The sequence below is a fragment of the Chryseobacterium lathyri genome, assembly GCF_003290185.1.
Taxonomy (GTDB): Bacteria; Bacteroidota; Bacteroidia; order Flavobacteriales; family Weeksellaceae; genus Chryseobacterium; species Chryseobacterium lathyri.
Window position 1 is genome coordinate 24,269 of the sequence record NZ_QNFY01000017.1, and the last position, 25,602, is coordinate 49,870.

Consider the following 25,602-nt stretch of genomic DNA (forward strand, 5'->3'; position numbering starts at 1 on the left):
AGAAATTGTTTTGGGTAGTTTTTATTATATAGTTTTCAGTTATTTTAAATATAATTTCATTCTTTCTTCATACTCAGGCTTTAATTTTAAGAGCTTCAGAATTTTCTTGTCATCCGTGTAGGTAGTCCGGTAGAATATGATCTTATCAGCAGAATATTTGAAGTAGGGATGATCTTTCAGCCATTCTTCAGGGGCTTCTGTTAGAGTATATTTAGGAACATTTGAAACATCTAGCGGAGCAATAGAAATTAATTTTTGAACCAAATTTTTATCAATATTATAGGTGTCTAAAATTTGTTGCTTATTGACAAAACCTCTCAGTTTTTTTCTAAAGCCGATCATGGATCCGGCACTTTTTTCATCCAAACCAAATTCCAGCAACTGCTTGAATGTGATCCTATTTAAATCAATTTTTGAAAAATCAGTTTCCTGTTTTTGAAGGGTTGTATTTGTATTGAGTTTAATATAAGGACTTAGTTCCTGGAACTTTTCCGGAGAAATAACAAAACATTTCTTTATATCTTCAAGTGATTTGAAGGTTCCTCTGAGATTTCTTTCCCGGTAATTGATAATTGTATTCGCCTGTTTTTCAGAGAATCCTAAACCTTTCCACCCATCCAGATCTAAAGTATTAGGATCAAATGAATGATACTGAATAGTAGATTTTATGGCGTACTGATTACCGGACTTTCTAAAATTGTCTGGGGTTTTTATCGGAAGCAGTATATAGGGCTCAAGTTTGCTGTAATTTTCTGAAGAGATGATAAAACATTCTTTGAATTTTTCCTTGCTTACGAAACTTCCGCCCAGGTAATTCCTGTATTTTAAGATAGCTTCAGCCTGTTTTTCACTGAAACCCATTTTCATCCATTCCGAAGCAGAAAGACCATCCGGATTGAATTTTTTAGAAACGGAAATTTCTTTTTTGTCATTAGTTTTAAACTTTTCAAAGTGGTCTTTGCCATTTTCAGGAAGCAGAATGAAGGACTTCAGCTCCGTGAATTTTTCTTCAGAAATTGCATAGCATTTTTTGAGCTGGTCTTTTGATGTAAATTCTCCTCCTACAATTTTTTTGTAGTTAAGGATCGTAGAAGCCTGTTTTTCAGAAAATCCTAAATGCATCCATTGTTTTGCATCCAGATCATTGGGGTCAAAATCAGACAGGCTGAGAGCGGCAGAACTTTCCGTAATAAATTTTACCTCAGGAAAATCTTCTTTTTCCCGGCTGGTATACTTCTGAAAAGCCAGCAGGACGATCAGCAGCATTCCCATGAATGCCAGTTTCTGGTAATAGTTTTTTCTCATCATAAAGTAAACTTATCAATAAAAACAAGCCGAAGCAATGATGAAAAGCAGAAACGATCGTTTTATCAAGTAAATTCAATACAATCACTTAATAAAATAAATTGAATTATATTGTACGTTAAAATATTTTAAGGCTACTTAAAATCAATAGGTTACATTGTCGTGGAAAGAATGACAACGAAATCACAAAACCGGAACAGAATCTGCTCCAAAATAGGAATTCTAAAAAAAAATAAAATTATTCGGAATCTCTGTCCGCCAGAGAAGCCTTCAGTTTCTGAAGCTCAGCTTTTATAAATTCAAGACGGTCAATGATGGTTACTGTTTCAGAAATTTTACTGTTGGTCGTCAGAGCAATCCTTGCTCCATCCAGTGTATAGCCTTTTTCCTTTACCAGATGGTAGATCATCTGCAGGTTCTTGATGTCTTCAGGAGTAAAATAGCGGTTGCCTTTCTTGTTCTTTTTAGGCTTGATAATAGGGAATTCCTGCTCCCAATAACGTATTAATGAAGTATTTACATCAAAAGCTTTTGCCACTTCTCCAATGGAATAATACAGTTTGTCAGGTAAATTTATTTTCATTTTACGAATCCTAAAAGCCAAAGATAAAAATTTTTTAACCTCGTATGCAAATTATACAGGTTCTATTCCTGTCTTCCGGATCATATTAAAAATTTCCGGATAAATAATTGATGAAAGCCTGCCTGTTTATGAAGCTTGTATTTTTTCTCTTTTTGCAGTACTTTTATACAATAACTACGCTCCGCATATTATCTGTAATGAATTCTATCTCCGTTCTCCATATTGACCTTTTCCAGTCCGGCAGAAATACGTCCGATTTTTACGTTAATACCATGAAAGAACACCTGGTAGTAGGGCACCGGCATATTGAAAAACCACACCGGCATGATTTCTATGCTGCTGTTCTTTTTACCCGGGGACAAGGAGTTCATGAGATCGATTTTCAAAAATATGATGTCTCTGAGGGAAGCCTTTTTTTTCTTTCTCCCGGGCAGATCCACAGTTGGGAGCTTTCAGAAGATATTGACGGGTATATTTTCTTTTGTTCTCAGGAATTTTACGAAATGCATTATGTGAATCAGAAATTAAGAAACTTTCCGTTTTTTGGTTCCGTATCTTTTCCCAGGAAGCTGCAGCTGGATGCTGATGAGCTGATAAAAAACAAGATTCTATTTCAGGAGCTGGGAAGAGAGCACCAGTCCCAGAATCTTATGAAAGAAGGGTTGATCCTTTCATTAATGTCTCATATTTTCATTAATTCAGCCAGGCTGTTTTCAAAAGAAATTGACAGCCTTTCTTCTTCCGCGAGCCTTTCTTATTTTAAACATTATCAGGATTTTGAAAACCTGATCGAGCAGTATTTTACAACTCAGAAATCTATATCTCATTATGCTTCGTTATTGGGAATTAGTCCAAAGCACCTGAACCGGATTGCACAGACCGTTGTTCAGAAAACAGCAACCGATGTTATCACTGAAAGAGTAGTACTGGAAGCTAAAAGGATGCTGATGTACCTTGATGAAAGCCTTGTGGAAATTGCTTTCAGGCTTGGTTATGAAGAATATTCCTACTTTGTAAGAGTATTCCGGAAAAGTTCCGGAATGACTCCTACTCAGTTTATGAGAAAATACAAGGTTTAAAAATTTTAAATTTAAAAAAAGGGAGATGGAAGGCCGAAGCTGGAAGTTAATAAATGCCTTTATATTAGCTTCACATGCTCTCCAGTGTGAAATCTTATGTCTGAAATCTAATCTTTATTCTTGTCTCTTGGTTTCTCTCCTTTACAACAAAAGTTTAAACGGTCCTTCAAACGTCGTCTCAAAAGAATCCAACATTTCTCCTTTTTCATCAAAAACACCGATCACCATATTCTGTTTGGAAAACTTAATATCTTCTTCGGGAAAGGTAATATTGATATTTCCTTTCAGGATTTCGTCACCTTTCAGAATGATCTTTTCAGAACCGAAATAAGTGATCTCTGCATGAGCAGGAGTCATTACTTTAATCGTAAGAGTCTTCTTCTCATTGGATTTATTTAAAAGGGTATAAATAAAAGTATTCGTGATCTTGCCGTCTTTAATAAAGAATGTGGAACCAGCCGGTTTGATGAATTTAGCTTCCATAGATCCGCGGTCATACATTAAGAATCCCAGAAATCCGATCAACAGGGCCAGAAATATCGTGGTTGCCTTCATTCTTGATGTAAACCTGAATGTTTCCCGGTTTTCAATTTCTGCTTCCGTAGCATAGCGGATCAGTCCTTTTGGAAGTCCTACCTTATCCATTACCTCATCACAGGCATCGATGCAGGCTGTACAGTTTACACATTCCAGCTGCTGGCCGTTTCTGATGTCGATACCTGTAGGACATACCACAACACACTGATGGCAGTCGATGCAGTCTCCTTTTCCTGTGGCTTTACGGTCTTCATTGTTTCTCCATTTCGAACGGTTTTCACCTCTTTTGAAATCATAGTACACATTAATGGTCTGCTTATCGATTAATACGCCCTGAAGCCTTCCGTATGGGCATACCAAAGTACAAACCTGCTCACGGAGCCAGGCGAAAACAAAGTAAAATGTCATCGTGAAAAATATCATCACAAGGAATTTTACGGAATGAGCCTCAGGTCCTTCCTTCATGATCCGGAATACTTGTTCGTATCCTACAATGTACATGAACATGAAATGAGCAATGATCAGTGAGATCAGTGCAAAAACGGACCATTTCAGTACTCTTTTTCTGATCTTTTCAGCATTCCATTCCTGTCTGTCCAGCTTCATCTGCTTATTTCTGTCACCTTCTATCAGGTATTCAATCTTTCGGAATACCATTTCCATGAAAAGTGTCTGCGGGCATAGCCATCCACAGAATATTCGTCCGAAAACGACCGTAAAAAGCATTACGAAGATCACGGAGGTTACCGCTCCCAATGCAAGAATAAAGAAATCCTGCAGATAAAAAGGTTGTCCAAGGATAAAAAACCTCCTGTCGATCACATTGATCAGGAGAAAAGGATTGCCGTTGATTTTTACAAATGGCAGTCCGAAAAATATAGCCAGCATGAGATAACTTGCATAATTTCTGTAATTGGTATACTTTCCTTTTGGTTTCCGGGGAAATACCCATTTTCTTTTCCCCGTTTCATCCATGGTTCCTACCGAATTTCTAAACGTCTCATTTTCAAATTCTACAAATTTGTCGCTGCTTGATTCTGCACTCATTGCGGTACTTTTGTTAAGTTAAAAAGTATTAAGGTGATATTTTGAGGCTGGATCAAACTGTTTTTCAGTCAGTTTTTAAGAGGATAAAAATAGTGTTGATCTTACCGTAGCAAAGGTCCGGATAAAACTATTTTTTAACTAATACCATCTGCTTCAAAAATAGGACAATTGAGACATTTTTATTTCAAATTTTATTATATCAAAATGAGTAAATGTATTGGGATGTTATGACTGATATTGTAACTTGCAGTCTTTAAATAAATGAAGAATGAAAAAGATAGGTTACATAAGTGTAATTGGTTTGGTTTTCGCATTGGTAAACTGTCAATCAGTAAATTATAACAAAATGTTTTATGAAGGTGTGCAGCCGGAGAAGATTTCGGATCAGTTCAGTTTTACAGAAGGACCGTCTTCGGATCAACATGGGAATGTTTATTTCACTGACCAGCCTAACGATAAAATCTATTACTGGGACTGGAAAACAAATAAGATCATAGAGTTTTTAGGAAAAACAGGGAGAGCAAACGGCACTCACTTCGATAAAGACGGAAACCTCATCACCTGTTCCGATGATCAGGGTGAAATCTGGAAAATTTCAAAAGATAAAAAAGTAGAGGTGGTCCTGAAAGGTTTTCAGGGAAGAAGGCTGAATGGACCTAATGATATCTGGAATGATTCAGCCGGAGGAATGTATTTTACAGATCCTTTATATGAAAGAGATTACTGGGTCGATTTTAAACAGGAAATTCCTCATAAGAGCCTTTATTACAGATCCAAAGAAGGAAAAATAGTTAAACTTGATACTTTTGTGCAGCCCAACGGAATTGTAGGAAGTGAAATGTTTAATAAGCTTTATGTTTCAGATATTGATGCGGGGAAAACCTACGTTTATGATATTCTGGGCGAAGGAAAACTATCTGAAAAAAAGCTCTTTTGTGAAATGGGCTCAGACGGTATGACGCTGGATAAACACGGAAACCTTTATTTAACAGGAAAAGGGGTCCATATTTTCAGTCGTCACGGGAAAAAGCTTTATCATATTCCTATCGAGGAAGACTGGACGTCTAATGTAACTTTTGGAGGAGAGAACAATGATGTCCTCTTCATTACGGCCTCAAAATCTGTCTACAAGCTTCCAACTAAAGTAAAGGGAGTGAAATAATGTCATTGCGAGAAGCGTAGCGACGAAGCAATCTCTAATCATATGTATTAATCTGTGCGATTAATAGGAGCTTTTAAAGAAAGATTCAATACAATAATAATTCTTAAATTTTTGTAATCTTTTTTGAGATTGCTTCACATTCGGTTCAAAATGACAGTCTAAAAAAATAAGAGAAGCCCACAACGGACTTCTCTTAATATTCTTAAAAGCTTAATACTGACTTAATGGTTCAAATTAATAAGCAACCTCCATTTTGACTTTCTTGCCTTTCAGTTTTTCGTTGCTTAATTTCTTTAGAACAAAGCTCACTTTATTTCTGGCAACTGCTACATAAGAAGTCGTGTCTTTCACTTCAATGATGCCGATATCTTCTTTCTGGAGTTCCCCTTTTTTAATAAGATATCCTACAATATCCACTTTATTCACTTTGTCTTTTTTGCCGGCACTGATATAAATGGTCTGGAAAGGAGTTTTTTCCGGAACTTTATTAAAACCGGTTACACTCTCTTCCGGTGTATTGCTTTTAATGAACGGGAAATTTTCATCTTCAGTCATGATCAGGTAAGCAAAACCTTTGGCATTCATTCTTGCCGTACGGCCGTTTCGGTGGATGAAAGCATCTTCTTTCGGAGGAAGCTGGTAATGAACAATAGATTCCACTTCAGGAACATCAAGACCACGGGAGGCTAGGTCTGTAGTGATTAAAATTCTTGCTGAATCATTCCTGAATTTCAAAAGGGCACGTTCTCTTTCATCCTGCTCCATACCGCCATGGAACGTTTCTCTGTCAATTCCTTTTTCCCTTAAAAGTTCAGAAATACGGTCTACAGCTTCACGGTGATTGCAGAAAATCAGTGTTCTTTTGTTTCCGATCTTGCATATTAAATTAAAAAGGGTATCCAGTTTTTCTTCAGAAATAGTCATTACTTTTCGCAGCTGGATATCCGGTTTTACTTCGCTTAATTTTAGAAAATCAATGATCTTTTCATTTTTTAACCCTGTAAACGTTGGAATTTCATCCATTGCTGTTGCTGAGGTTAGAATTCTTTGTGAAAGGCCCTTAAGTGAACTGGAAATATATTCCATATCTTCATGAAAGCCTAATTCCAAAGCTTTATCAAACTCATCCAGAACCAAAGTTTTGATCGTTTTGGGATCAAAATTGTTGTTTCTTAAATGATAAGTGATTCTTCCCGGAGTTCCGATGAGAACTGCGGGAGCTTCAATTAAATTATTGACTTCAATCTTTTTATCATGACCGCCATAACAAACCGAAACCTTAAAATCTGTTCCCATCGATTTGAAAACCTGTTCAATCTGCAATGCCAGTTCTCTTGCCGGAACTAAAATCAATGCCTGAATTCCTGAAATATCTTTTTTAAGATTTCTAAGGACCGGAAATAAAAAAGCAAGTGTTTTTCCTGAGCCTGTGGGAGAGAGCAAAACAACATCCGTATTGTTTTCCGTGGTTTTATAGGTAGATTTCTGCATCTGATTCATATCCTGAATCTGCAGCTTTTGATAAATTGAGTCTAATTCCATTTTGCAAAGGTAATTGATTTTGTTTTTTATGAAAATTCCATTTACTGTTTATTTAGATTATGGATTCCCGTAATGGTGTAGCAGGTAGAGATTATACATTTGAGGTAATTAAAAATAATAATCAACAAAATGAAACTATACCAAACCCTAGAATCTCAGCTTAAAAAAGAACCGAATTATGTCTCCGATAATGATGAAGTCAAAAAATGGGTAGTGCTAAACAAAGCACAAAATTTTGATGAAGAACTCATTGAATTATTATTGGGTGATTCAGATTTGAAAGAAAAATTTTTCATCAAAATAAAAGATGTTTTGATATTCAATCAAAATCTTTTCATACAGTTTCTTGAACAGAAAAACTATCTCAACGATAGTTACACTCAGTTTAAGAATAAAATTGGTTTGTCAGTTGATGGCAAATATCTGAAGCAACGTAACGAAGTAGCTTTGGTCTGGCCGTTCAAAGACTGTGTTTTGGAAGGTGGACAAAGCCGTGAAGAGGATAAAAGAGACGAAATTTTCTTTAATGAAACTTTAGCGCAGGACGAAATAACCCAATTACTTGATCCAAAAGTTCTAACAAATGCTAAAAAGTTTGATCAAGAGGGTGAAAAAGATTTTGATCAATTCAATCGCAATGAAAACGGAACAATTACCGACAACCTTATTATCAAAGGAAATAATCTTCTGGCATTGCATTCTCTAAATAAAGAATTTGCCGGAAAAGTGAAGATGATTTATATTGATCCACCTTATAATACGGGAAATGATAGTTTTCAATATAATGATAATTTTAATGAGAGTTCGTGGCTCACTTTTATGAAAAATCGATTAGAAATTAGTAAAGATCTACTTTCTAAAGATGGGAAAATATTTGTTCAATGTGATGATAATGAGCAGGCTACCTTAAAGATTCTTTTAGATGAAGTTTTTAAGAAACAAAATTTTGTAGAAACATTTATTTGGAAAAATACAGATAATGCTCCAGCTCTGTCAAAAAAATCGAGAAAAAATATAGAATTTATTCATTGTTATGAAAAATTTTTAGATACAAAAAGTTATGTTGGACGAAAAAGTAATAATGACGATGCACCATTATTAAATAGTGGTAACCCAGTTACCATTTTAAAATTCAAACCTAATATGATTGAATTTAAAATTCCAGATAATGTATATGAAAAAGGAAATTATGATAAGATTGAGTTGGTTAATGATTTGGTCATAAAAAATGGTAAAAATGAAAATGCAATTCAAATTAAAGGACGTTTTAAATGGCAACAATCATTTTTAGATGTTGAGGTAGAAAATGGGACTTACTTCATTGTTAAGTCTGATAAATTTTCTATAAGATATCAAAGGAAATATTCTTCGAATCTCGCACCGGATAAATTTATAGATAATATATATTTATCTAAAGCAATTGGCATTGAAACAAATGAAGATTCAAAGAAGCATATTGATTCTCTCGGCTTAAATTTTAATTCCTATCCAAAACCTGAATCTCTAATTAGTTTTTTAATTAAAGCTGTAACAGAAGAAAATGATATTGTTTTAGATTATCATCTCGGAAGTGGCACGACAGCATCAACAGCTCATAAAATGAATCGTCAATACATAGGTATTGAACAGATGGATTATATAGAAACCGTTGCTGTTGAACGTTTAAAAAAAGTAATCGATGGTGAACAAGGCGGCATTTCCAAGTCCATCAACTGGCAAGACGGCGGTTCATTCATTTACCTTGAGCTCAAAAAATACAACCAAACTTTCATCGAAAAAATAGAAGAAGCAGAAAATTCTGAAAGTCTTCTGCAAATTTGGGAAGAAATGAAAACCAAATCTTTTCTTAATTACAATGTTGATCTCAAAAAACAGGAAGAACATTTCGAAGATTTTAAAGCTTTACATCTGAATGAACAAAAACAGCTTCTTTGTGAATTGCTCAACAAAAATCAACTGTATGTAAATCTGTCTTCACTTAACGACGAAAATTTTGAGTGTACTCCGGAAGAAAAGAAAGTAACAAAAGATTTTTACCAAATAAAAAAATAACAAATGGCATTTTTATACGATACACTTTTACAGGAATTCGGAAAAAGAGCCATTTCTCAGGTTCCAATTCCAACACAAATTTCAGATAATTTGAAATTTAGCCAAAGAGCTTATCAGCAGGAAGCATTTCAGCGTTTTATTCTCTGTCACTCAGAAAATTTTGCTGGAAAACCGCATAAACCGCTTCATCTCCTGTACAATATGGCCACAGGAAGTGGTAAAACTTTGGTAATGGCGGGTTTAATGCTTCATTTGTATGAAAAAGGATACCGGAATTTCCTGTTTTTTGTAAACAGTAATAATATCATCCAGAAAACCAGAGACAATTTTCTTAATCCTCAAACTTCTAAATATTTGTTTGGCAATAAAATTGTCATCAGCGGAAAAGAAATCTTACTGAAGCAGATTGATAACTTTGATGAAGCCGATGATGAGAATATCAATATCAAATTTACGACTATTCAGCAGATGCATATTGATTTGAACAATAGCAAGGAAAACAGTATTACCTACGAAGATTTTACAGATAAAAAAGTAGTGATGATTGCTGATGAAGCCCATCATTTAAGTAGTGGTACAAAAAACGGAAACCTCTTCGGAAGCTGGGAGGAAACAGTTTTGAAAATCCTTCATCAGAATTTTGACAATATCCTTCTGGAATTTACTGCAACTCTGGATTATGACAGCCGGGAAATTATCAATAAATATAAGGATAAAGTCATTTATAAATATGACCTTTCGCAGTTCAGAACAGATAAATTTTCTAAAGAAATCAATCTTGTACGTTCATTGTATGACGAGAAAGAGCGTATAATTCAGGCTTTGATTCTTAATTTGTATCGTCAGGAATTGGCAACGATTCATCATATTAATTTAAAACCTGTTATTCTTTTTAAAGCAAAGAAAACCATTAGAGAATCCGAACAAAACAAAGAAAATTTTCACAAACTGATTGAAGATTTATCTGAAACAATGGTGGAGAAAATTAAAAAAACCTCTACGGTTTCGGTTGTTCAAAAAGCTTTTCAGTTTTTTGAAGCCCAAAATATCTCATTGAATGAAATTTCGAAACGGATTCATGCCAATTTCCGCAAAGAAAATTGTCTGAGTGCCAATAATGATTCGGAAGCAGAGAAAAATCAGATTTTACTCAATACCTTAGAAGATGAAAACAACCCGATTCGTGCGGTATTTGCTGTTCAAAAATTGAATGAAGGTTGGGATGTTCTCAATTTATTTGATATCGTAAGATTATATGAAGACCGTGACGGAAAGGACGGAAATCCGGGTAAAACCACCCTGTCGGAAGCACAGCTGATCGGTCGTGGAGCAAGATATTATCCTTTTGCACTGGAAGTTGGAGAGGATAAATTTATTCGGAAATATGATGATGATATTACCAACGATTTGAAAATTTTAGAAGAATTATATTATCACACTAAAGAAGACAGCCGTTATATTTCGGAATTGAAAAAAGCGTTGGTAGAAACAGGAATTTATGAAGATGAAGCAAACCTTGAAACCAAACAGTTAAAACTGAAACCAATATTCAAAAAATCTGACTTATATAAAAAAGGATATGTTTTCTCCAATAAAAAATTACCGAAAAACTTTAATAAGGTAAATTCTTTCACTGACTTCAATATTAGAAAGACCAATTACCGTCATCAGCTTTCTTCGGGAGGTGGAAGGGTTTCAAATGTGTTTTTTGAATTGGAAAGTCCCGTTACTTCTGATGAGGTGATGAAGTCTAAAGATGTAAAACTTATAGATATTCAGAAGCACGTTATCAGATATGCATTAAGCCAAAATCCGTTCTATTACTTTAATAATCTCTCGCATTACTTCCCCAATATTTCGTCACTTTCGGATTTCATTGAAGAGAAAGAGTATCTGGGCGATCTGGAAATAACTTTTTTAGGCAGTTATAACCGTCTTCAGGAAATTTCACATTTTGATTATCTTCAGGCGTTGAATGGACTTTTACAAAATATAGAAACAGAGATTAAAAAGAATGCTACGGATTATGAAGGTTCAGAATATTACCCACAACCCATTCATCAGGTTTTCAGAGATAAGGAAATCAGGGTGACTAAAGGTAATGAAAGAGCAAAAGGGCAGGAAGAATTAGTTTCAAATGAATCCTGGTATGCGTACAATGCCAATTACGGAACCATTGAAGAAAAGAATTTTGTAGAATTGTTTTCCAGACGTTTTGAAGGACTCAGCCAGAAATTTGAGAATATTCATCTGATCCGAAATGAAAGAGAAATTAAAATTTTTGACAAATACGGCCGTGCATTTGAACCAGATTTTTTACTGTTCTGCAGTGAGAGGAGCAATAAACAGCTAACTTTTCAGGTATTTATTGAACCAAAAGGAGCTCACTTGATAGGCTACGACAAATGGAAAGAGGATTTTCTGAAAGTAATTGGGAATGAAAAAAAATCTATTAAAATCTATACAGATACATACAAAATTACAGCTGTGCCATTCTATAATTATGGAAATGAAAATGAATTTAAAAGAGCTTTAGAAAGTACCTTCGAAATTTAAAATTACACACTTGAATTTAAAATAAAATTCATATCTTTGCACCCACTTTTTGTGTGAAAGGTTTGAAAGGTAAATTATTAAAAATTAATTACTTCCGTATTTTTTAGATCCACATTTATTCAGACCACTAAAAAAGAAGGAATACAAATTTTATTAGAAAATGTCAAAAGAGACAAATTCAGCAGAGGTTTTATTAAACCAAAACGTAGCACCAGAACAATTTGATTGGGATTCTTTCGAATCAGGTCTTGATGCTGATGCAAGAAAAGAAAAAAGTGATTTAGAAGAAATCTACAACGGATCTCTTAGCAGTTTAAATGATAACGACGTTATCACTGGTAAAGTTGTAAGATTAACTGATAAAGAAGCTATCGTTGACATCGACTTTAAATCAGAAGGTGTTATTTCTCTTAACGAATTCCGTTACAACCCAGGCCTTAAAGTAGGTGATGATGTTGAAGTAATGGTAGATAGAAGAGAAGACAAAACCGGACAACTACAATTATCTCACAGAAAAGCCAGAACGCTTAAAGCTTGGGATAGAGTAAACGAACTTCACGAAACTGGAGAAATCGTTAACGGTTTTGTTAAGTCTAGAACTAAAGGAGGTATGATCGTTGACGTTCACGGAATCGAAGCATTCTTACCAGGTTCTCAAATTGATGTTAAGCCAATTAAAGATTACGATCAGTTCGTAGGTAAAACTATGGAGTTCAAAGTTGTGAAAATCAACCCTGAGTTCAAAAACGTAGTTGTATCTCACAAAGCATTGATCGAAGCAGATATCGAAGGTCAGAAAAAAGAAATCATCGCTCAGCTTGAAAAAGGTCAGGTTCTTGAAGGTACTGTTAAGAATATTACTTCTTACGGTGTATTCATCGACTTAGGAGGTGTTGATGGATTGATCCACATTACAGACCTTTCTTGGTCTAGAGTGAACCACCCATCTGAAATCCTTGAGGACGGACAGACTGTAAAAGTTGTTATCCTTGATTTCGATGACGAGAAAACAAGAATCCAGTTAGGTATGAAGCAATTAGAAGCTCATCCTTGGGATGCTCTTTCTGCTGACATGAAAGTTGGTGACAGAGTAAAAGGAAAAGTAGTAGTTCTTGCTGACTATGGTGCATTCGTAGAGATCGCTCCAGGGGTAGAAGGATTAATCCACGTTTCTGAAATGTCTTGGTCTACTCACTTAAGATCTGCAGGAGACTTCGTGAAGGTAGGTGATGAAGTAGAAGCTGAAGTATTAACATTAGACAGAGAAGAAAGAAAAATTTCTCTTGGTATCAAGCAGTTATCTAAAGATCCATGGGAAAATATCGAAGCTAAGTATCCGGTAGGATCTCAGCATGTAGGAACTGTAAGAAACTTCACTAACTTTGGTGTATTCGTAGAATTAGAAGAAGGTATCGACGGATTGATCTACATCTCTGATCTTTCTTGGACTAAGAAAATCAAGCACCCATCTGAATTCTGTGCAGTTGGTGATAAATTAGATGTAGTAGTTCTAGAACTTGATATCCAAGCTAGAAGATTATCTCTAGGTCACAAACAACTTCAAGAAAACCCTTGGGATAAATTCGAAACTAAATATGCTGAAGGTACTATCCACGCTGGTAAAGCTGTAGAAGTTCACGATAAAGGAGCTTCTGTACAGTTTGAAGACGTAGAAGTAGAAGCTTTCTGCCCATCAAGATTATTAGAGAAAGAAGATGGATCTAAAATCAAGAAAGGTGAAGATGCTCAGTTCAAAGTAATCGAATTCAACAAAGAGTTCAAAAGAGTAGTAGTATCTCATACTGGTATCTTTAGAGACGAAGAGAAGAAAAACGTAAGAGAGTCTTCTAACAATAGATCTAATAATACATCTTCTTCAAACAATGAAGAAAGATCAACTCTTGGAGATATCGATGCATTAGCAGAATTGAAAAGAAAAATGGAAGAAGGTAAATAATCTTTAACTCCATTGATCATATAGCCGCTCATTTGAGCGGTTTTTTTTGTTATAATTTCAGTTCGGATTGATTCCTGTAATCAAGACAGGAAAAGTAACCTGTTAATATTTTTCTACAGAGAGTTTTATAAGAAGGGTTGGTATAGCTTAATTATGAGAATGATAAAATTTTGATGAAAATGTTTATTTAAAATTAATAATATATTTTTTAAAAATATTTTATATAAAAACATGTTAATTGTGAATTATTTGTAAATTAGCGGCTTTATTAGTAAAAATGAAAAAAATAATTCTACCTCTTTTGTTTGCTGCATTCGCAGTGTTTCCTTCTGCTTTATTTTCACAAGATAACGAGAAGCTGATTAAAGATTATATTTCTCAAAATAAGATCAGAGAATATAAAAAGGACGGCCTTACCAATTTTATCATTGATAATGTTGATCATTCAAAATCAATGAATGGAGAAGTTGTAAAGTTTTTACAGACTTATAACGGCCTTCCGGTATACAGTTCTGTAGGAACAGCTCTGGTCCAGGATAATAAGATTGTCTATTATACAGATAATTTTGTTAAGAATTATGCCGCGTCTACATCAGGCAATGCTACAATCAATAAACATACAGCACTTCAGAAAATCGCTGAGGAATTGAAAAATCCTGATATTGCTAATTTTACCATCCTGGAATATATTGAGAAAAATAACAAACGGGCAACATCAGCAAATCAAAGATTAGTTTATACAAATGATGAAAATGGTAACCTGCGTCTGGCATATGAATATACGTTGGCAGAGCCTAAATCTCCCAATTATTGGAACATTTTGGTAGATGCAAATAATGGAAAGATTTTGGTGAAAAATAATTTAACATTATCTTGCAATTTCCATCCTGAAGCATTTGCTTCAGATGCTAATCATAACCATGCTGATCATTTTGAGAATACAATTATTGGCCCTCAGAATAGTATGGCAAAAAACAATGCACCTTTATTTGCTCCTGATAATGCATCATATAATGTATTTCCTATGCCGATAGAAGCACCTACTTTTGGAACAAGATCAATCATCAGCAATCCTTGGATACTGAATGCTTCTCCTGAAGGATGGCATTCTGACGGAATTACGCACTATACGGTTACAAGAGGAAATAATGTTTTTGCATATGAAGATGTTGCAGGAACTGCTTTAACGATAGCCCCGGAGTATCTGCCAGGTACTCCGGCAGAAGGCGGGGCAACAAGAAATTTTGATTTCCCTTTCAATATTAATGAACTGCCTGCAAACAACAGGAATGCTTCCATTACCAATCTGTTTTATCTGAATAATAGAATTCATGATGTTTTTTATCAGTTTGGATTCACAGAATCTGCCAGAAACTTCCAGCAGAATAACTTTGGAAAAGGTGGAGTAGATGATGATTCTGTGTATGCAGAAGCTCAGGATGGAGGAGGCACAAACAATGCCAATTTTTCTTCACCCGAGGACGGTTATAATCCGAGAATGCAGATGTACCTTTGGTCACCTGTAGGAAGAGTATTTTTTTACAATGCACCGGGACCAGCGGTTTCCCGAACACCGGGTGCAGGAACTGCACAGTTTGGCAATCCTCTTACTTTTACCGGAACTACCGGAAATGTTAAGTTGTCACCGGTTTTAGATGGTTGTACAGCCTTACCGGCAGGATCACTTGCAGGAAATATAGGCTTGGTGGAAAGAGGAACATGTGCTTTTGCCATTAAAACAAAAAATCTTCAGGATGCGGGTGCCATTGCTGCTGTAATCTATAATAATCAGGCTAACGGTGCTACTTTGAGTAATATGTCAGGAACAGATGCAACGATTACTATTCCATCTGTACTTATTGCTTATTCAGAAGGAGAATACATCAAAACTCAGCTTTCCGCAAATACAACAGTAAATGTTACATTAAAATCAAACATGACACCGGATGGAAGCTTTGATAACGGAATTGTAACCCACGAATATGGTCATGGAATTTCCAACAGGATGACAGGTACGGGATATGGATGTTTAAATTCAAATGTAAGTAAAGAGCAAATGGGAGAAGGCTGGTCGGATTTCTTTGCATTGATGCTGACAAATAAGTCTGGTGATAATGCAGCTGTACCAAGAGGTATGGGTACTTATGTAGGCGGACAGGCAATTACCGGTTCTGGAATCAGACCAGCAAAGTATTCTCCTGATTTTACGATTAACGACTATACGTATGGAGATACAAATGGTATGCAGTATACTAACCAAAGTGGCAATGTCGTACCGGATGTACACTCTATTGGTTTTGTATGGGCAACGATGCTTTGGGATCTTCATTGGAAATATGTTGCAAAATATGGTTATTCTTCCGATGTACTGGCAAATACAACGAACGGAAGCTCAAGAGTTTTACAGCTTGTAACCAATGCATTGAAACTCCAGGCATGTAATCCTAGCTTCATAGAGGGCAGAGATGCAATATTGGCAGCAGAACAAGTGGCTACTCAGGGACAGGATAAATGTATGATCTGGCAGGTTTTTGCAAAAAGAGGTTTAGGTACGGGAGCATCAGCAGGGCTTAAAGCCAACATCAATGATCAGGTAGAAAGCTTTACTCTACCGGCTGAATGTGCTGTGTTGAATACTGATGAGGTAAAATCGGCTAAGGAAAACAGAATTTCTATTTATCCAAACCCAGCTAAAGACGAGTTTTACATCAACTTCCCAAGCAATACCATTGGAAAAGTAAGCCTGGAAATCTATGATATGTCCGGAAAATTGATATCTTCAGAAGATAAGATTTCACCGGATAATAAAAAAGCGGTTTCCACAAATAACCTGGTCAACGGAACCTATATGGTGAAAGTTAAAGGCCTTGGTTTCGAAGCAGCTTCCAAAGTAATTGTTAAGAAATAATATTTGCATCCATTAACTATAAGGATCGTCGCAAGCAGAGCTTGCGGCGATTTTATTTATCTATCATATTGATGCCTCCGATATTTCAATTATTATATTGTAACTTTGCAGGCTGTTAAAAAAATTATGAAGAAGAAAAATATACTTAAGGGAGTTTTGTTCGTAGGAATTGGGGCTAGTATATACGGAATGCTGGCTACATTTGTGAAAATGGCTTATCATGATGGCTATACCACGTCAGAAGTCACTACTTCCCAGTTCTTGCTGGGACTGATTGGACTTTTAATCCTGAATTTTATACAAACTATTACATCAAAACAGAAGCTTTCATCACCGAATTCCAAAGAACTGAAGATGCTGATGATTGCAGGAACATCTTTGGGGTGTACAAGTTTATTCTATTATATTGCAGTTCAGTATATTAATGTTTCCATAGCGATTGTATTGCTCATGCAGTCGGTTTGGTTCAGTGTTGTTGTGGAAAGTATAATAGCAAAGAAATTACCCAATGCCAGAAAAGTAGTTTCTGTGATTATTGTTCTGGTCGGTACTATATTGGCTACAAATCTGATTAATATGGATATTGAGCTCGATTGGCATGGAATCTTCTGGGGATTAATGGCAGCAGCTTCCTATACAATGACTATGTTTACATCCAATACGCTGGCTACACATCTTCCTGTATTCAGAAAAAGTATTATTATGCTTTGTGGAGGGGCGGTAGTAGTCATTGCATTCCTGTTTTTTGCCCAGATAGGACCTATGTATTTCGGTGGGTTAAGATCATTATATCTCAATTTCACGGAAAATACAGAACATATTCACTCGTTCAATTATTCAATATTCTGGACGTATGGATTTGTACTCGCTTTATTTGGAACTATTATTCCGCCTATTTTATTCAACATTGGTTTCCCGAATGCCGGACTTGGCTTAGGAAGCATTGTTTCATCACTTGAGCTGCCGGTTTCAGTGACCATGGCTTTTGTTTTACTGGGTGAAAAAGTATTACTGATACAGTGGGTGGGGATTGTCCTTATCCTTTTTGCGATTGTACTGATGAATCTTCCTGCAAAAAAAGAACTGAAAGGAGTAGAAGTAGCTTAAAAAAATAATCATAAATAATATTAAAAACCGTTTCTTTTGAAGCGGTTTTTTTAATTTTAAAACTTCAAATAAAGTTTCTTATGAAATATTTCAGAAAGGTAATGGCATTTATCATGCTGTCTGCAGTGCCAACTTTCCTATTTTCGCAGATAAAACCCTTGGATGCGATGCTGTCGAAGTATCAATATCCTTACGAGGTTCATTTTATAGATCTAAAGTCCCAGAATAATAATCTTAAAATGGCTTACATGGACGTACAGCCACAGAAACCTAATGGGAAAACAATCATGCTTCTCCATGGAAAGAATTTTAACGGAGCTTATTGGGAAAAGACAGCAAAAGATCTTTCTGATAAAGGATTCAGGGTCATTATTCCGGACCAGATTGGATTCGGAAAATCATCTAAGCCTCAAAGCTACCAGTTTTCTTTTTCACAGCTGGCCGAAAATACCAAAGCTATATTAGATAAGCTGGGAATTGATAAAACCATAGTGCTGGGACATTCCATGGGAGGAATGGTTGCAGTAAGATTCACACTGCTTTATCCTGAAAAAGTTCAGAAGCTGATCCTGGAAAACCCTATAGGGCTGGAAGATTATAAAACTTTTGCTGTTTACCAAACCATAGATCAGGCCTATCAGTCCGAGCTTAAAAATACGGCTGAAACCTACAAAGCTTACCAGCTAAAATTTTATTATGATAATAAATGGAAAGATGAATATCAGCCATGGCTGGATCTTATTGCCGGCTGGACCCTTCATAAAGATTATCCGCAAGTCGCATGGGATGCTGCGCTGACTTCCGATATGATCTACAATCAGCCTGTCTGCTATGAGTTTAAAAATATCAAAACACCTACACTGCTTATTATCGGAACGAGAGACAGAACGGCAATAGGAAAGGACAGAGCTCCTAAAGATCTTCAGCCTAAAATGGGGCAGTACCAGGAACTGGGAAAAAAGACACAGCAGGAAATTTCCGGATCAAAATTAATTGAGCTCGAAAATGTAGGCCATCTTCCTCATATAGAAGTGTACCCAAAATTTATTAGTGCTTTGTATGAGTTTATTAAGTGAGGTTGAGGTAAAGGATAAGACAGAGGTGATTAATATTAAGTTGTACTTTATTGATTATTAGGTAACTTATAATTGACATAGGAAGCTGTAGCGTTAAAAAAATTACAACTTAATCCGTTAAAAAATTCCCACTGTCTGAGTGCGGACGAAATATTGAACCGGAACAACAATGTTAAAACCCGCGCGAGTTTGGGAATTTTAGGAGTAAGTTTTAATTTTTAGCGAAAGATTCCAGTCTTGAACTTTTGGTTCATTTTGTTTCAAGACAAAAGAACTAATTGAACAATAATTTTTTTATAATTAAAATTGTAAAAAGGCTTTTAAAGCTCCGCGATTATAGCAAAATAAAAAGAGACTATCTGGATTAGATAGTCTCTTTTTGTATGTATTGTTGTCTGAATTACTTTTTCTTGTAAGCAGCATCCTTGATTCTAGCTTTTTTACCTCTAAGGTCTCTGAAGTAATAAATTCTAGATCTTCTAACTCTACCTCTTCTGTCAACTTCAATTTTCTGAAGTGCAGGCATATTGATAGGGAATACTCTTTCTACACCTACATCACCACTCATTTTTCTGATTGTGAATGTTTTTGTAGCGCCAGTACCTCTCAATTGGATAACGGTACCTTTGAAGAACTGAGTTCTTGTCTTTTGTCCTTCTTTAATTTCGTAATACACAGTAATTGTGTCTCCTGCTTTGAATTCAGGGAAATCTTTTTTAGTAATGTACTGGTCTTGTACGTACTTTAATAAATCCATTATTAATAAAATAAAATGTTAAAGCTAAGCAACTTACACGTTCTTCGTCAGAGGTTGAATAACAGGTCGCAAAGATACAAAATACTTTTTGATTCCACCAAATAATTAATGTACTAAAAACTATAATTTTTTCATTGCGGATTTGCCATAAAGTTAACGGTTCCTTTAAGTTCCCAACAGCTACAGTTTATATAAGAAGTCTACTTTTGCCCGAAATTAAAAGAATCAGATCACTATTTTTTAATGGCCTGATTTACAATTGAAATAAATCTATACCAAAATAAACTATCTATGAAACACTATTTCTTCTTTTTCTGTTTTGCCGTCCAGATGGCATTTGGACAGACGCTGTTTCCTTATCTCCAGAACCCGACGCCGAATTCGATGATCGTCAACTGGAAAACAGCCTCCAATAACGAAACAACCGTAATCTACGGAACATCTCCTGCCAGTCTGAATGTGACGGTTACCGGAACAACCAACATTTTTTCCGATACAGGGTATAATAACAACTATTATTACCACACTGCAAAGATTGCCGGACTGCAGCCCAACACCAAATACTATTATAAAATAAAGACCGGGACCACCGAATCTGCAGTTTATAACTTCAGAACGCTTCCTCTTCCCGGACAAGCTGCCACTGCAGACGGTAAAATTCGTTTCCTGATTATGGGAGACAACCAGATTAAAGCGGAACCAAGATATGATAGCCTTACCCTTAACGCCTTCAAGAGATTAAAGCAGAAATTCGTAGCCAATTCCGATCCTTCTGATAATATTGCGCTTACCTTTATGGTAGGAGACCAGGTAGATGTGGGAACATTGGACCATTATGAGAATGTCCATTTTAAAAAGAACATCAAATTATCGCCGTATCTTCCTATTCAGACCACGGTAGGAAACCATGAGACGTACGGAACTCTTGGGATGAATTCTTATTACGCGCATTTTTATATTGATGAAATTAAATACAAAAATATTTCATCAGGAAACGAAAATTATTATGCCCAGCAAGCCGGAAACGTTCTGTTTATAAGTTTAAGTTCGGAACATACAGGTACCGCACAACAGACATGGCTTTCCCAGATCCTGAATGAAGCAAACGGTGATCCTACGGTGGACTGGATCATTTCTTTAAGTCACAGACCTTATCAGGCTGAACAGTATGTAGGAGATATTTCTACATGGGTAAGAAACAATGCAGTACCATTGTTGACGACTTCCAATAAATATTTAATGCACGTTGGAGCCCATCATCATTTATATCACAGAGGCCAATTGAAGGATACCCCGAATTACCAGATCATTTCTGGAGGAACGGCATGGGATCAGTATTGGGGAATGTCCAATGAGCAGGATTTTGACGATGTACAGAAAACACTGACCGACTGGACGTACCAGATCGTGGAAGTAGATGTACAGACCGGAAAAGTAGATATTGAATGTTACTCCATAGGAGGAGTTTATAACAGAAAATACAATGAGATTGTGGATACTTTCCACAGGTATAAAAATCAGCCGAAACCTTCAAAACCGTCTGTTACCAATACTTTTTCTGCACCGGTAACGCTGCCTTTGACTTTGGATGGAAGTGCTTTTGCGTCATCTAACGGAGAATTACTGAATACCACACAGTTTCTAATCAGTAAGGCATCTAATTTTTCAGTGATTGAAAAAGAATTTTACCGTGATTATGAAAACTGGTTCGGAAAAGACGGAAACGGAACACCGGACAGAACAAAAAACTTAAATGCCGGGGTTGATATTACAAAAGCAACCATTCCTGCCAACTCTATTTCCAACGGAATGTATTATGTAAAAGTCCGTTACAGGGACAGAAACCTGGAATGGAGCGACTGGAGTGATGTGAAGCAGTTTGAGGTATCCGGAAGTGTGGTTTCCAATCCTACCTTTACATTAGACAAAACCGAATATACGCAAAGTGAACCTATCACGGCCACTTATACCGGAGGTCCTGGAAACCAGCAGGACTGGGTGGGGATTTATAAAAAAGGACAAACTCCGGCAACAACTACTTCTCAGAGTTTCCTTTATACGAACGGACAGACGGCAGGAACCGCTGTTTTCCCTAATGGAATTGCCAATAAAGGTCAGTATTTTGCAGGCTTCTTTGCCAATGGAGGATATACTGAAATCACAGGCAGAAAAAGCTTTTACGTAGGACCGAAAGTACAGCTTCAGACAACTGCAGATACTTATCCTGTAGGAGGAACGGTGGTCATCAATTACAGCAACGGACCGAATCTGGTAAAAGACTGGATCGGGATTTATAAGATGGGACAGACACCGGGAACAAATCCGTCTATCAAATGGAGCTATGTGTCAACACCTTCAGGAACATTGAATTTTACAGGTCTTCCGAAAGGATATTATTACGCTCAGTATCTGCTTGAAGACGGGTATACAGGAATCGGAGATAAGGTATTCTTTAAAGTAGGGGACATCGTTACAGAGTTATGGATTAATAAACCGGTATATACATTAGGTGAAAATATTACCGCTTCTTGGACGGATTCTCCGGGAATTATCAAAGACTGGCTGGGAATTTATCCTCAGAGTGTTCAGACTCCGGATGATAATTTTGTTTCTTATACTTATTTCGATGGAGTTACCCAGGGAACAAAGACCATTCAGGGAACAGCGCTTCCTACAACACCCGGGAATTACTATATGGTGATGTTTACGAATGACTCTTATACAGAGGTTTCCAACAGAAAACAATTCCAGGTAACCTCCGGAACACTGGGAACCGACGAGGTAAAAAGCACGGAGAAAAATGTAGTGATATATCCGAATCCAACGAAACCGGGCGAACCTACATTCATCAAGAGTGATTATCCTATAGAGAAAATTGAGCTGTTATCTGCAGCAGGACAGCTGTTGTATGAATCCAAAAACATCAACAACCAACGTTTCTCTCTGGTGAATGAAAATCTTCCGAAAGGGGTATACTTCGTGAAAGTTCATACCAGAAAATTATTTACTTTAAAACTGGTTATACAGTAATATTCTATCAATATATTGGGAAAAGCAGGAAAATTATTTTCTGCTTTTTCTATTTAATACAAACAGGAACAGTAAAATACAAATAACAATGATCATATCTTTTACTTTTTAATGGGAGATTAAGTTCATTAAAGCTCCTAAAATCATGATCGAAATACCGAACGTAATCATTCCCAATACATAGGAAACAAGTGCTTTAAAATAACTGGCCACCTTGCCCTTATCGAAGAACTGTCCTACAGACCATGAAAAATAGACAAACACGATCACTGCAGCAATCTGCATGAGATGATATTTCGTAAGTCCTTCAACAATGGCAAAAACAGAAAACATCAGCATTTCCATCCCAAGAATGAAACATAGCAGGATTAATATTTCAAAAAAATTGTAATCGTATTTTCTGAAAAATATTTTTAACCAAAAAGCAATAAATGCACCCATGATGATATTGGAATATCCATAATGACTTTGAACCCAATTATTAATGGCATTGAGCTTCGAATCTCCTGCACCATCAATTTTTATGTAGCTTTCTTCGATATGGAAAAAATGATTGATGAGGGTGTAAATTAATGATGTAACAATAATAAATATCACCGGTTTAACAAGCCGGCTTCTGTTTTCACTGATAAAATTCCTGATGTTTTCTCCGGGTCTTATTAACAGTTCCCGTATGGTATACAAAATACCTCTGTCAAAATGCAAAACGTGTTCAATTTCATGGAGGATGTAATGTCCGTCTATTCTTTTCGGCCTTAAATTTTGTTTACAGTTTGAGCAAAATTCTTCATTCATAGCAGTTAAAGTTTTAAATGCAAAAAAAGATAAATAATTTTATATATACTTTACACTCTAGTTTAGTTTTTAGCCCTTTTAGCATTCAAATACTTTTCTAATCTACAATCATCATTCTTGGCGTTAAAAAAATTCCGCAGATTCCACAGATTCCGCAAATTTTTTATCTACACATACACTTAGCTTTGTCAATTCAACTGAGTTGATTCCATCTTTGCCACCCTTAAACCTCCGGCATAATTAATCTTCCTTTGCGTCAAAAAAATACAGATACAAGAGTTTAAATTTTTCGCAAAAAAAATCGGCCATTACTAATAGCCGATTTTTTATTAAAATTAGAAAATATTTTAAAAATCATACAGAAGATCATCTTCCTGAATGGTTGTACTCAAAACGTTATAAATATCTTGATCCTCAACCTCTGCAAGGATTTTTGAATCCTGGATAAGCTTTCCTTCGGGATTATAAACCTTTAACAGGATCCACTTTCCGCTGCGCTCCATTTCCTTTAATCCGGCTTCCGTTTTATATTTAATTTTTCCACTCTGAAGCACCCCGTCTTTTACAACAGCTTTGTTGCCTGCTTTTCCCTTTACATACTGTACAATCTGGGCAGTGAAACCTTCAGCTTCTTCCAAAGATTGTGTATAAGTATACATTAAGCCGCCTTTATCATCATAAACCGTAGCATCATATCCGTTCTGCTTTGCATTCAGTTTTTTCTCATATTTTATCTTTTCATCTTCCCTGAAAGACTTCGAAAGAACCAGAACACCATCTTTATACTGCTGCTCATTAAGTTCTTCATACAAAGTACCGCTGTACGGCATATCATCTTTATAGGTTAAAGTGCCCTTCAGCCTTCCGTCCGGATGATAATATTTGATCTCCTGCACCATATCATCCTTTAGGATTTTTTCAGAGGATAATTTTCCATTCTCATCAAAAGATGTAGTAAGAATAACCGAACCGTTTTTATAAACATCAATGGCAGAAAACCCGGTAAATTCATAATTAAACTGATAATCCTCACCATCCTGAGGCTTGTAGTAATCAGATTCTTTATCGTAAGCAAAGGTTAGATTTCCTATTTTCTTACCATTTTCATCATAAGTAGTTTTATAGCCGTCTTTTTTATTTTTTTTCTCTTCCTGCAGGATCTTTCCGTTTTTGGAATATATAATGCCTTCTTTTACAGTTCCATCGCTTTTATATTTCTCAATTTTGGATACCCTCATTGGATTATAGTAGTATTCTACCATTACATTATCATCAGAGCTGCCGGTATTATTTGTTCCGATTTGCTTTCCCTTGTCACCGTAATACTTAGTTTCGTATTTTCCATCACTGTCAGCAGTTATCTCATACCGGATTCCTTTGATATCTTCATCATAAACAACGGTTTTAAAACGGTCAGAACTTTCATAAGTCGTAATGCTGTTATAGAAAAGTGCATTCTCCGGATCTTTATAAGTATAAACTTTTCCTTTAAACGTACCGTCTTCCTTATAAACCAGATCGTCCAAAGGTCTTCCTTTCTCATCAAATGTCTGGGACGGTCCTGTCTGTTTTCCCCCTGAATATGTTCCTGTATTTAATACTTTGCCTTCTGGGGTATACCAGGTCACTTTGCCCTCATAAACCTCGCTGCCCGGTGTGGCATCCGAAGCAAGGCCTTCCATCTGAAGCTTTCCATTTTTATAAAAATCTTTAATTAAAATAAGCTTTCCTTTATTCTCTGTTTCCCGGTAAAATTCCATTTTATCCTGAGTTGTTTTTTCCCAGTTTTCGTCAAAATAGATTTTCTCCTGTGCAGCTGCACTGATGCTGAGAAACAAAGCAAGAATAGCTGACGTAAATAATTTTTTCATGTTTTTATTAAAGTTTTAAAATGATGTTCTTTTGTTATTGAAATAGATCTTAAGAGTCGAAGTGCTCTTAACAATCTGAAATACAGAATAGAGAAGTCTGCTGCAGAAAAATTCCATATAATGTATTTAACGAATTTATTTCATAATATCAATTGATGGCAACGAATGATATCTTCTATTGTCAGTTTTACCGTGTCAAATATAAATCAATTTGCTGAGAAATAAAGAAAATTTAAAG

The 25,602-nt window shown here is 35.8% G+C and carries 16 protein-coding genes; 9 read left to right on the forward strand and 7 right to left on the reverse strand.

The window, feature by feature from the left end; all coding sequences use genetic code 11:
- Window positions 1-39: 39 nt before the first annotated feature.
- Together DRF61_RS19985 and DRF61_RS19990 are read right to left on the reverse strand one after the other, a co-directional pair.
- The gene (locus DRF61_RS19985) at window positions 40-1,308 is read right to left on the reverse strand and encodes a helix-hairpin-helix domain-containing protein (protein WP_111960383.1); all 1,269 of its coding nucleotides are present in this window, start codon (window positions 1,306-1,308) and stop codon (window positions 40-42) included.
- A gap of 235 nt (window positions 1,309-1,543) precedes the next feature.
- Window positions 1,544-1,888 (reverse strand): MerR family transcriptional regulator, encoded by a 345-nt coding sequence (locus DRF61_RS19990; protein ID WP_034704939.1) that lies wholly within the window; start codon window positions 1,886-1,888, stop codon window positions 1,544-1,546.
- Window positions 1,889-2,085: 197 nt separating this feature from the next.
- Here DRF61_RS19990 and DRF61_RS19995 point away from each other — a divergent pair, with 197 nt between their 5' ends.
- Complete coding sequence (locus DRF61_RS19995) at window positions 2,086-2,967, forward strand: AraC family transcriptional regulator (protein WP_111960385.1); 882 nt, start codon at window positions 2,086-2,088, stop codon at window positions 2,965-2,967.
- Between the two features lie 141 nt (window positions 2,968-3,108).
- Here the strand turns inward: DRF61_RS19995 and ccoG are convergent, their stop codons facing one another.
- The gene (gene ccoG, locus DRF61_RS20000) at window positions 3,109-4,551 is read right to left on the reverse strand and encodes a cytochrome c oxidase accessory protein CcoG (protein WP_111960387.1); all 1,443 of its coding nucleotides are present in this window, start codon (window positions 4,549-4,551) and stop codon (window positions 3,109-3,111) included.
- A 268-nt stretch (window positions 4,552-4,819) separates the two neighbouring features.
- On the opposite strand from ccoG, the gene DRF61_RS20005 reads away from it, so the two are divergent.
- A complete protein-coding gene (locus tag DRF61_RS20005) occupies window positions 4,820-5,713 on the forward strand; it encodes an SMP-30/gluconolactonase/LRE family protein (protein ID WP_111960389.1) in 894 nt (297 codons plus the stop codon).
- 234 nt (window positions 5,714-5,947) lie between these two features.
- Here the strand turns inward: DRF61_RS20005 and DRF61_RS20010 are convergent, their stop codons facing one another.
- Entirely contained in the window at window positions 5,948-7,255 is a 1,308-nt protein-coding gene (locus DRF61_RS20010; RefSeq protein WP_111960391.1) for a DEAD/DEAH box helicase, read from the reverse strand.
- A 129-nt stretch (window positions 7,256-7,384) separates the two neighbouring features.
- On the opposite strand from DRF61_RS20010, the gene DRF61_RS20015 reads away from it, so the two are divergent.
- The 6 genes from DRF61_RS20015 to DRF61_RS20040 all read left to right on the forward strand — a co-directional run bounded on the left by DRF61_RS20015 (window position 7,385) and on the right by DRF61_RS20040 (window position 18,911).
- Entirely contained in the window at window positions 7,385-9,307 is a 1,923-nt protein-coding gene (locus DRF61_RS20015) for a DNA methyltransferase (RefSeq protein WP_111960393.1), read from the forward strand.
- A 3-nt stretch (window positions 9,308-9,310) separates the two neighbouring features.
- Window positions 9,311-11,863 (forward strand): DEAD/DEAH box helicase family protein, encoded by a 2,553-nt coding sequence (locus tag DRF61_RS20020; protein ID WP_111960395.1) that lies wholly within the window; start codon window positions 9,311-9,313, stop codon window positions 11,861-11,863.
- 160 nt (window positions 11,864-12,023) lie between these two features.
- Entirely contained in the window at window positions 12,024-13,820 is a 1,797-nt protein-coding gene (rpsA, locus tag DRF61_RS20025; RefSeq protein WP_111960397.1) for a 30S ribosomal protein S1, read from the forward strand.
- A 277-nt stretch (window positions 13,821-14,097) separates the two neighbouring features.
- Window positions 14,098-16,728: a T9SS-dependent M36 family metallopeptidase gene (locus DRF61_RS20030; RefSeq protein ID WP_111960399.1), complete on the forward strand. Its 2,631-nt coding sequence runs from the start codon at window positions 14,098-14,100 to the stop codon at window positions 16,726-16,728.
- 126 nt (window positions 16,729-16,854) lie between these two features.
- Complete coding sequence (locus tag DRF61_RS20035; protein WP_111960401.1) at window positions 16,855-17,835, forward strand: EamA family transporter; 981 nt, start codon at window positions 16,855-16,857, stop codon at window positions 17,833-17,835.
- Between the two features lie 80 nt (window positions 17,836-17,915).
- Window positions 17,916-18,911, forward strand: a complete 996-nt coding sequence (locus tag DRF61_RS20040; protein WP_111960403.1) for an alpha/beta fold hydrolase — start codon at window positions 17,916-17,918, stop codon at window positions 18,909-18,911.
- Between the two features lie 400 nt (window positions 18,912-19,311).
- Here the strand turns inward: DRF61_RS20040 and rplS are convergent, their stop codons facing one another.
- A complete protein-coding gene (gene rplS / locus DRF61_RS20045) occupies window positions 19,312-19,668 on the reverse strand; it encodes a 50S ribosomal protein L19 (protein ID WP_034704964.1) in 357 nt (118 codons plus the stop codon).
- A 291-nt stretch (window positions 19,669-19,959) separates the two neighbouring features.
- Between rplS and DRF61_RS20050 the strand changes: the two genes are divergently transcribed.
- Window positions 19,960-22,698, forward strand: a complete 2,739-nt coding sequence (locus tag DRF61_RS20050; protein WP_111960405.1) for a fibronectin type III domain-containing protein — start codon at window positions 19,960-19,962, stop codon at window positions 22,696-22,698.
- Between the two features lie 108 nt (window positions 22,699-22,806).
- Here DRF61_RS20050 and DRF61_RS20055 read toward each other — a convergent pair whose 3' ends face one another.
- Both DRF61_RS20055 and DRF61_RS20060 read right to left on the reverse strand, forming a co-directional pair.
- Window positions 22,807-23,493, reverse strand: a complete 687-nt coding sequence (locus DRF61_RS20055; RefSeq protein WP_111960407.1) for a DUF3667 domain-containing protein — start codon at window positions 23,491-23,493, stop codon at window positions 22,807-22,809.
- A 347-nt stretch (window positions 23,494-23,840) separates the two neighbouring features.
- Window positions 23,841-25,364: a membrane-binding protein gene (locus DRF61_RS20060; RefSeq protein WP_111960409.1), complete on the reverse strand. Its 1,524-nt coding sequence runs from the start codon at window positions 25,362-25,364 to the stop codon at window positions 23,841-23,843.
- Window positions 25,365-25,602 lie beyond the last annotated feature (238 nt).

Excerpts from the sequence above, each read along its gene's own strand:
- rpsA (WP_111960397.1), top strand. The coding sequence starts at position 12,024 with ATGTCAAAAGAGACAAATTCAGCAGAGGTTTTATTAAACCAAAACGTA.
- DRF61_RS20050 (WP_111960405.1), top strand. The coding sequence starts at position 19,960 with ATGAAACACTATTTCTTCTTTTTCTGTTTTGCCGTCCAGATGGCATTT.
- DRF61_RS20030 (WP_111960399.1), top strand. The coding sequence starts at position 14,098 with ATGAAAAAAATAATTCTACCTCTTTTGTTTGCTGCATTCGCAGTGTTT.
- DRF61_RS19990 (WP_034704939.1), bottom strand. The coding sequence starts at position 1,888 with ATGAAAATAAATTTACCTGACAAACTGTATTATTCCATTGGAGAAGTG.
- DRF61_RS20015 (WP_111960393.1), top strand. The coding sequence starts at position 7,385 with ATGAAACTATACCAAACCCTAGAATCTCAGCTTAAAAAAGAACCGAAT.
- ccoG (WP_111960387.1), bottom strand. The coding sequence starts at position 4,551 with ATGAGTGCAGAATCAAGCAGCGACAAATTTGTAGAATTTGAAAATGAG.
- DRF61_RS20040 (WP_111960403.1), top strand. The coding sequence starts at position 17,916 with ATGAAATATTTCAGAAAGGTAATGGCATTTATCATGCTGTCTGCAGTG.
- DRF61_RS19985 (WP_111960383.1), bottom strand. The coding sequence starts at position 1,308 with ATGATGAGAAAAAACTATTACCAGAAACTGGCATTCATGGGAATGCTG.
- DRF61_RS19995 (WP_111960385.1), top strand. The coding sequence starts at position 2,086 with ATGAATTCTATCTCCGTTCTCCATATTGACCTTTTCCAGTCCGGCAGA.
- DRF61_RS20010 (WP_111960391.1), bottom strand. The coding sequence starts at position 7,255 with ATGGAATTAGACTCAATTTATCAAAAGCTGCAGATTCAGGATATGAAT.
- DRF61_RS20020 (WP_111960395.1), top strand. The coding sequence starts at position 9,311 with ATGGCATTTTTATACGATACACTTTTACAGGAATTCGGAAAAAGAGCC.
- DRF61_RS20055 (WP_111960407.1), bottom strand. The coding sequence starts at position 23,493 with ATGAATGAAGAATTTTGCTCAAACTGTAAACAAAATTTAAGGCCGAAA.
- rplS (WP_034704964.1), bottom strand. The coding sequence starts at position 19,668 with ATGGATTTATTAAAGTACGTACAAGACCAGTACATTACTAAAAAAGAT.
- DRF61_RS20060 (WP_111960409.1), bottom strand. The coding sequence starts at position 25,364 with ATGAAAAAATTATTTACGTCAGCTATTCTTGCTTTGTTTCTCAGCATC.
- DRF61_RS20035 (WP_111960401.1), top strand. The coding sequence starts at position 16,855 with ATGAAGAAGAAAAATATACTTAAGGGAGTTTTGTTCGTAGGAATTGGG.
- DRF61_RS20005 (WP_111960389.1), top strand. The coding sequence starts at position 4,820 with ATGAAAAAGATAGGTTACATAAGTGTAATTGGTTTGGTTTTCGCATTG.